6 protein-coding genes are annotated in these 6,220 nt (G+C 67.8%); 4 read left to right on the forward strand and 2 right to left on the reverse strand.

Annotated features, from left to right (window positions below; genetic code table 11):
• Positions 1-117 precede the first annotated feature (117 nt).
• Entirely contained in the window at positions 118-1,332 is a 1,215-nt protein-coding gene (locus MJ783_RS07115; protein ID WP_239309369.1) for an acetyl-CoA C-acetyltransferase, read from the reverse strand.
• A 302-nt stretch (positions 1,333-1,634) separates the two neighbouring features.
• On the opposite strand from MJ783_RS07115, the gene MJ783_RS07120 reads away from it, so the two are divergent.
• The 3 genes from MJ783_RS07120 to MJ783_RS07130 all read left to right on the forward strand — a co-directional run bounded on the left by MJ783_RS07120 (position 1,635) and on the right by MJ783_RS07130 (position 4,873).
• A complete protein-coding gene (locus MJ783_RS07120; RefSeq protein ID WP_239309370.1) occupies positions 1,635-2,789 on the forward strand; it encodes an acyl-CoA dehydrogenase family protein in 1,155 nt (384 codons plus the stop codon).
• A gap of 116 nt (positions 2,790-2,905) precedes the next feature.
• Positions 2,906-3,655: a metallophosphoesterase gene (locus tag MJ783_RS07125; RefSeq protein WP_239309371.1), complete on the forward strand. Its 750-nt coding sequence runs from the start codon at positions 2,906-2,908 to the stop codon at positions 3,653-3,655.
• 183 nt (positions 3,656-3,838) lie between these two features.
• Positions 3,839-4,873: a regulatory iron-sulfur-containing complex subunit RicT gene (locus MJ783_RS07130; protein ID WP_239309372.1), complete on the forward strand. Its 1,035-nt coding sequence runs from the start codon at positions 3,839-3,841 to the stop codon at positions 4,871-4,873.
• 54 nt (positions 4,874-4,927) lie between these two features.
• Here MJ783_RS07130 and MJ783_RS07135 read toward each other — a convergent pair whose 3' ends face one another.
• Positions 4,928-5,653 carry a response regulator transcription factor gene (locus MJ783_RS07135; protein WP_239309373.1) on the reverse strand — a complete coding sequence of 242 codons (726 nt, stop codon included), beginning with the start codon at positions 5,651-5,653 and terminating at the stop codon, positions 4,928-4,930.
• 272 nt (positions 5,654-5,925) lie between these two features.
• Between MJ783_RS07135 and MJ783_RS07140 the strand changes: the two genes are divergently transcribed.
• Positions 5,926-6,220, forward strand: a 295-nt coding sequence (locus tag MJ783_RS07140) for a hypothetical protein (RefSeq protein WP_239309374.1), incomplete at its 3' end; no start/stop codon positions are given.

The raw sequence follows: 6,220 nt of genomic DNA on the forward strand, positions 1-6,220 counted from the left end.
CCGGTCCGATCGATCCACGTGATCAAAAATTGCCTGGACGGGCCCTGACACCCGCGTCTCCTGCCCTGATCTCCCGATCGGCCGCATCCGGCCGGGCCGGCCGGGCCGGCCGGGACATCACGCGATACGTTCCACCACCGCCGCAATGCCCTGGCCACCACCGATGCACATCGTCTCCAGGCCATAGCGGACACCGCGCCGGTGCATCTCGTTCAACAAGGTCGTCAGAATCCGTACGCCCGTCGCACCGACCGGATGGCCCAGGGAGATGCCGGACCCGTTCACGTTCAACCGGTCGAAGTCGGCCGGGGCGAACCCCCACTCCCTGGTCACCGCCAGCACCTGGGCGGCAAATGCCTCGTTGCACTCGATCAGGTCGATGTCCGCGAGCTTGAGGCCCGCGCGGTCCAGTGCCCGCGCGGTCGCGGGAACCGGTCCGATTCCCATCGTCCGCGGCGGCACCCCGGCGACCGCCCACGAGACGATCCGCCCGAGCGGACGCAGCCCGAGCTGCTCGGCCCGCGCGGGATGAGTGACCAGGCAGACGGCGGCGGCGTCGTTCTGCCCGCTGGCGTTGCCCGCCGTGACCGTCGCCTCCGGATCGCTGCGCACCATCACCGGCCGCAGGGCGCCCAGCCGCTCCAGGCTTGCGTCCGCCCGCGGGTGCTCGTCAGTGTCGACGAGCACCGTCCCCTTCCTGCGGCTGGTGACAGCCACCGGCACGATCTCGCTGGCGAAGTGGCCGGCCCGCTGTGCCGCGACCGCCCGCTGGTGCGACCGCAGAGCAAACTCGTCCTGCTCGGTACGGGAAATGCCGTACTCGCGGCGGAGGTTCTCCGCGGTCTCGAGCATCCCTCCCGGTACCGGGTAGTCCTTTCCGCCAGCGGTGACCCGGCCGCGGGCCAGCCGGTCGACAAGGTCGATACTCGGCCTGCGCGTCCCCCACCGGATCCCGGTCGTGTAGAACTCCGCCTGGCTCATGCTCTCGGCCCCGCCGGCCAGGACCAGATCGGCCACGCCGGTCTGCACCTGCATGCCGGCGAGCAGGACGGCCTGCAGGCCAGAACCGCACCTGCGGTCGAGCTGCAGGCCCGGGACCTCGATCGGCAGGCCCGCGTCCAGCGCCGCGACGCGTCCGATCGCCGGTGCTTCCCCGTTCGGGTAGCACTGGCCGAACACGACGTCGTCAATCGCGTCCGCCGGCACACCGGTCCGCTCGACGAGCGCACGGATCACGGTAGCGGCAAGTTCGGTGGCGGGGGTATCGGTGAAGACACCGCCGAAACCGCCGACCGGTGTGCGCAGCGGCGAACAGATCACGGCATCAGGCATTCGTCATGCTCCTCACGGTCGGTGGGGGCGTAGCCGGTCCGACGGAGTCCACCCCTACTCGGATCATTGCTGGTCACATGGGCTGGCGCACGCGTTCGCGCAGCATGGTTGACTGATGCAACAGTAGATTCATCGTGTATATCATCGATATGATCGCGGGCATAACACCGCCGGTCCCACCCGGCCTCGCCCCAGTAGCGGTTCAAGCTCCGGCGACGCGGAAGGAGCACGAGCGCGTCGGCGGGGGCCCAGCAGCGATCCCGAACCGAAGTTGAGATCCCGAACCCTGCGGAGGTAACGGCATGGACGCGGCGGACTTCTCCGAGATCCTTACGACCGTGCGGACGTTCATCCATGAACGTGTCATACCGGTCGAAAACGAGATCGACGAGAAGGACGAGGTCCCGCTCGACATTCGGGACGCCACCAAGGAGATGGGCCTGTGGGGCTTTGCCATCCCCGAGGAGTACGGCGGCCTCGGGCTGTCCATGAGCGAAGAGGCACGGCTGGTGTTCGAGCTCGGGTACACCACACCCGCGCTGAGGTCGATGTTCGGCACCAACAACGGCATCGCCGGACATGTGATCATTGAGGGTGGCACGGAGGAACAGAAGCGGCACTGGCTGCCCCTCCTGGCCTCCGGCGAGGTGACCGCGTCCTTCGGGCTCACCGAGGCCGACGCCGGTTCCGACCCGTCCACCCTGACCACCAGCGCCTACCGCGACGGCGACACATGGGTGATCAGTGGCGCGAAGCGTTACATCACCAACGCGCCGATCGCCGACGCCATCTTCGTGTTCGCCCGCACGAACCCAGCTGTCCCAGCGACCCGTGGCATCTCCAACTTCATCGTGCCGAAGGGCTCGCCGGGGCTCACGATCGGGCCGCGGGACCACAAGATGGGGCAGGCCGGCGCGTGGAGCTCAGACGTGTACCTCGACGAGGTACGTGTTCCGCACACCCATCTCGTCGGTGGGGACGATGGCGCGGGGTACGGCTTCGCGACCGCCATGCGCTGCCTCGCCCACGGCCGTATCCACATCGCCGCGCTGTGTGTGGGTCTCGCGCAGCGCCTGGTGGATGAGTCGGTGTCCTGGGCGGCGCAGCGGCACCAGAGCGGTCGGCCCATCGGGGACTACCAGCTCATCCAGGGCATGATCGCCGACTCGGTGACGGATCTGTACGCCGGCCGCGCCCTGGTGATCGAGACCGCGCGTGCTTTTGACGCCGGTAGCGACACCAAGGTCGGGCCGTCCGCGACGAAGTACTTCTGCAGCGAGATGGTCGGCCGGGTCGCCGACCGTGCGGTACAGATCCATGGCGGCGCGGGCTACATCCGAGGGGTCCCGGTCGAACGTTTCTACCGGGACGCGAGGCTCTTCCGGATATACGAGGGCACCTCGCAGATCCAACAGCTGATCATAGCGCGGCACCTGCTGCGCGAGGCAGCCAGGTAACCCGCGCTGGACCGGTCACCGCCATCCCTGTCACCGGAGGACGATGGAGAGCTCGCCTGGGCGGCTGAGAAGATCGAGCCACCCAGCCCCACTCGGCTCCTTGAGAAGGTGTCAGCATGGTCACGATCGCAGCCGTAGGCGACCTGCACATCGAAGCGGGGACCGGGCCGAGGTTACGACCGCTGTTCGAACGGGCCGCGGACGAGGCTGATGTGCTTCTTCTCGCCGGTGATCTGACCGAATGCGGCGAACTCGCCCAGGCGGACGCCGTGTGCGAGGTGTTCGACGGCCTCGGCCTGCCTGTGATCGCGGTCCTCGGCAACCACGACCACGACCACGGCGAGCAGGCCGTCATCGCCGAGATGCTCGCCCGCGCGGGGGTCACCGTCCTTGAGGGATCGGCGGTGGCCCTCACCACCGGCGGGACAACGATCGGTATCGCCGGCGCCAAAGGCTTCGGCGGCGGCTTCGCCGGGCGCAGCGCGGAAAAATTCGGCGAGGACGAGATGAAGGCCTTCGCCAGCCACAGCGAACAGTGCGCGCTGACGTTACACGCCGCGCTGGCGGATCTCGATACCAGCTGGGTGGTTGCGCTGACCCACTACGCCCCCGTGCGGGACACGCTGGCTGGTGAGCCCCTCGAACTGTTCCCCTTCCTGGGCAGTCACCAGCTGGCCGCCGCCATCGACTCAGCCACCGTGCCCGTCGCCCTCGCCGTGCACGGGCATGCCCACTACGGCCGCGAGCGGGGAGCCACCCCGGGCGGGACACCCGTCCGCAACGTCGCCGCGCCGGTGATCGCGACTCCCTACGCGCTCTACCAGCTGCCCACCGACCCTGGCGTTGACGTCATCCGGCTGCGCTGAACTGGCGGGATAACCTGCCGCTACCGCGGCTGGACGTCGCTTGGCCGACCTGGGCCACCCGTACACCGACGCCGTCACACCTGTCCGGCGTAACCTGGCGAACGTGCGGCGTCCCGTCGCGGCGATCCCGCGCGGTCCGGCCGGCAACCATGATTCCAGTCGGTCGAGGGCGGTGCGAGCGGCATGCCGATGATGTGCGCCGTGACTTTTTCCCCGCGTGGACGGCTTTTCTATGCCGACCCCGGACAGTATTCACCGAAGATCGGAGACAAGGTCCTCATCCCGACCGACGCCGGGTCAGAGGTAGCCGAATGCATATGGGCACCGCAGTGGGTCAGTGAGGACATCGGCGGGCTGCCCGTCCTCACGGGGATGGCGCAAGCGGCGGACCTCGAACGGCACGCGGTCTCCCGGCGCCGCCGAGCGCAGGCGCGGGTCGCGGCGAAGCGGCTGATCCGTGAGCACGAGCTGCCCATGAAAGTCGTCGGTGTCGACTACATCCAGGCCGACAGCATGTTCACCATCTACTTCAGCGCTGATCATCGAATCGACTTCCGCGCGCTGGTACGCGATCTCGCCCGGACCCTGGCTGCCCGTATCGACCTGCGTCAGCTCTCCGCCCGCGACAGCGCCCGGATCCAGGGGGGCATCGGTTCCTGCGGACGTGATCTGTGTTGCGCCACCTTCCTCACCGACTTCGAACCGGTCACCATACGGATGGCCAAGGACCAGGATCTTCCTCTGAACCCCATGAAGATCAGTGGTGCCTGTGGCCGGCTGATGTGCTGCCTGCGGTACGAGCATCCGCTCTATGAGCAGTTCAAGGCGGAAGCCCCAGCCGTGGGCGCCAGGGTGCGGACCCCCGCTGGCGATGGCCGGGTCATTTCCCATGACGTACCGCGTGACCAGGTCACAGTGAAACTGGATGCCGGCGGCGAACGATGCTCCTGCAGCCGGGCGAGCGTCTGCGGTTCACGCAAGGCGTATGAGGCGGCCCACCCCGGACCGGACGGACCGGACGGACCGGACGCGACGCCAGCCGGGGCAGCGGCAGCCGAAGCCGGCAGCGGCACCCTGACGGATATCGCCGCGGCACCGCTGACGACGCGGGACCCGACGACAGCGGCGGTGGCTGCGTCACCGCACAACGCCCGGACCCGCCGCCGCCTACGCCGGCAGGCAGCCCACGGCCAGCCTGACCCCGACGTGCCTTCGTGAAGAAGATCCGCCGGGGTCGAGCTCAGGGGGCACGCTCAGGGCCGAGCCCAGCGCTCAGGGATCGAAGCGGTATCCCATACCGCGGAGGGTTGTGACAAGCCGGCGCTGCGGTGGCCGCCCCTCGACCTTGGTCCGTACCCGGCGAACATGTTCGGTGACGGTGGCCGGATCCTGGAAACGTGTGCCCCAGACTTGCTCCAGCAGCTCCTCCCGGCTGAAGACACGACGGGGATGGCTGGCCAGGAAGGCCAGCAGCTCGTACTCCCGTGCGGTCAGATCAATACGTTCGCCCGCGACCGCGACTTCGCGTGCGCGCAGGTCGATCGAAACGTCGCCATAAACGAGTGGGTCGTTTCCGTCCCCGGTACGCTGCGGTGGCGGTTCCAGCGGGCGGCGGCGTAGGCGCGCCCTGACCCGTGCGACGAGTTCCCGCAGCGAGTACGGCTTGACCACGTAGTCGTCGGCGCCGAGTTCAAGGCCGACGACACGGTCGACTTCCTCGGCTCTTCCGGTCAACATGATCACAGGCACTTCGCTGGTCTGCCGCAGCCGGCTCAGGACAGCAAATCCGTCCATGCGCGGCATCGCGACGTCGAGCACAACAAGATCAACTTCGGTGGTCTGAAAAAGCTTGAGCGCGGCCTCCCCATCCGCCGCCTCCAGCACTCGATACCCGAACCGTTCAAGGCTTCGGGCAAGCGCAACTCGAGAAGCTTCGTCGTCCTCGGCGACGAGCAGGGAAGCCCCCCTCGTTGCGGTTACAGCTGCGTCCCCGGTCATGGCCGAAACCCTACGCACGCTCTCCGGAACCGCTGCGAGCGGGGTGGTGGGCGAGGCCTGTACTCGAGATTCGAACATATTTCTGTAACAGAAAGATTACAAGACGTCAACAAATGGCCACAGGAAACACACTGGATCAGCATCCGCATGCGATCTTCGCAAGATCACCACCACCCAACGCGACTACGAAGAGCGTGCGTGAGATCGGGCTTTCGATCAGTGAGCCGCGGCCAGGCGCTCCCTGGCAAGGCGGAAGGCCGAAGCGATATCGGATGAGTTGTCTCGGTGTGGCCGACACCGCGACCAGGGTGCGCCTGGCCGCGGTGAGCCGGAATGGCGATCTCACACGCGCTCTTAAACGTCTGCCACCGGCGGGCAGCCTGGCTCAGCGGATGCCGATGCGCGGCGCAAGAGGCTCCCGCGGCCCGCGAACAGACAGCTGGCAGCCGCGCGCCGGCAGCCGGTTCGCCCGCGCCCGCCACCACCCCGGAGGAGCTGACGCGGTCTGGCATACTCAGGAGACGGGCCAGCAACATGCCGGAGTAGCTCAGTGGCAGAGCAATCGCC

The organism is Protofrankia sp. Cj3 (genome assembly GCF_917627355.1).
Taxonomy (GTDB): domain Bacteria; phylum Actinomycetota; class Actinomycetes; order Frankiales; family Frankiaceae; genus Protofrankia.

What these genes read in the sequence shown, in the direction of transcription:
- MJ783_RS07115 (WP_239309369.1), bottom strand. Translation starts at nt 1,332, where the DNA reads ATGCCTGATGCCGTGATCTGTTCGCCGCTGCGCACACCGGTCGGCGGT.
- MJ783_RS07135 (WP_239309373.1), bottom strand. Translation starts at nt 5,653, where the DNA reads ATGACCGGGGACGCAGCTGTAACCGCAACGAGGGGGGCTTCCCTGCTC.
- MJ783_RS07120 (WP_239309370.1), top strand. Translation starts at nt 1,635, where the DNA reads ATGGACGCGGCGGACTTCTCCGAGATCCTTACGACCGTGCGGACGTTC.
- MJ783_RS07125 (WP_239309371.1), top strand. Translation starts at nt 2,906, where the DNA reads ATGGTCACGATCGCAGCCGTAGGCGACCTGCACATCGAAGCGGGGACC.
- MJ783_RS07130 (WP_239309372.1), top strand. Translation starts at nt 3,839, where the DNA reads ATGCCGATGATGTGCGCCGTGACTTTTTCCCCGCGTGGACGGCTTTTC.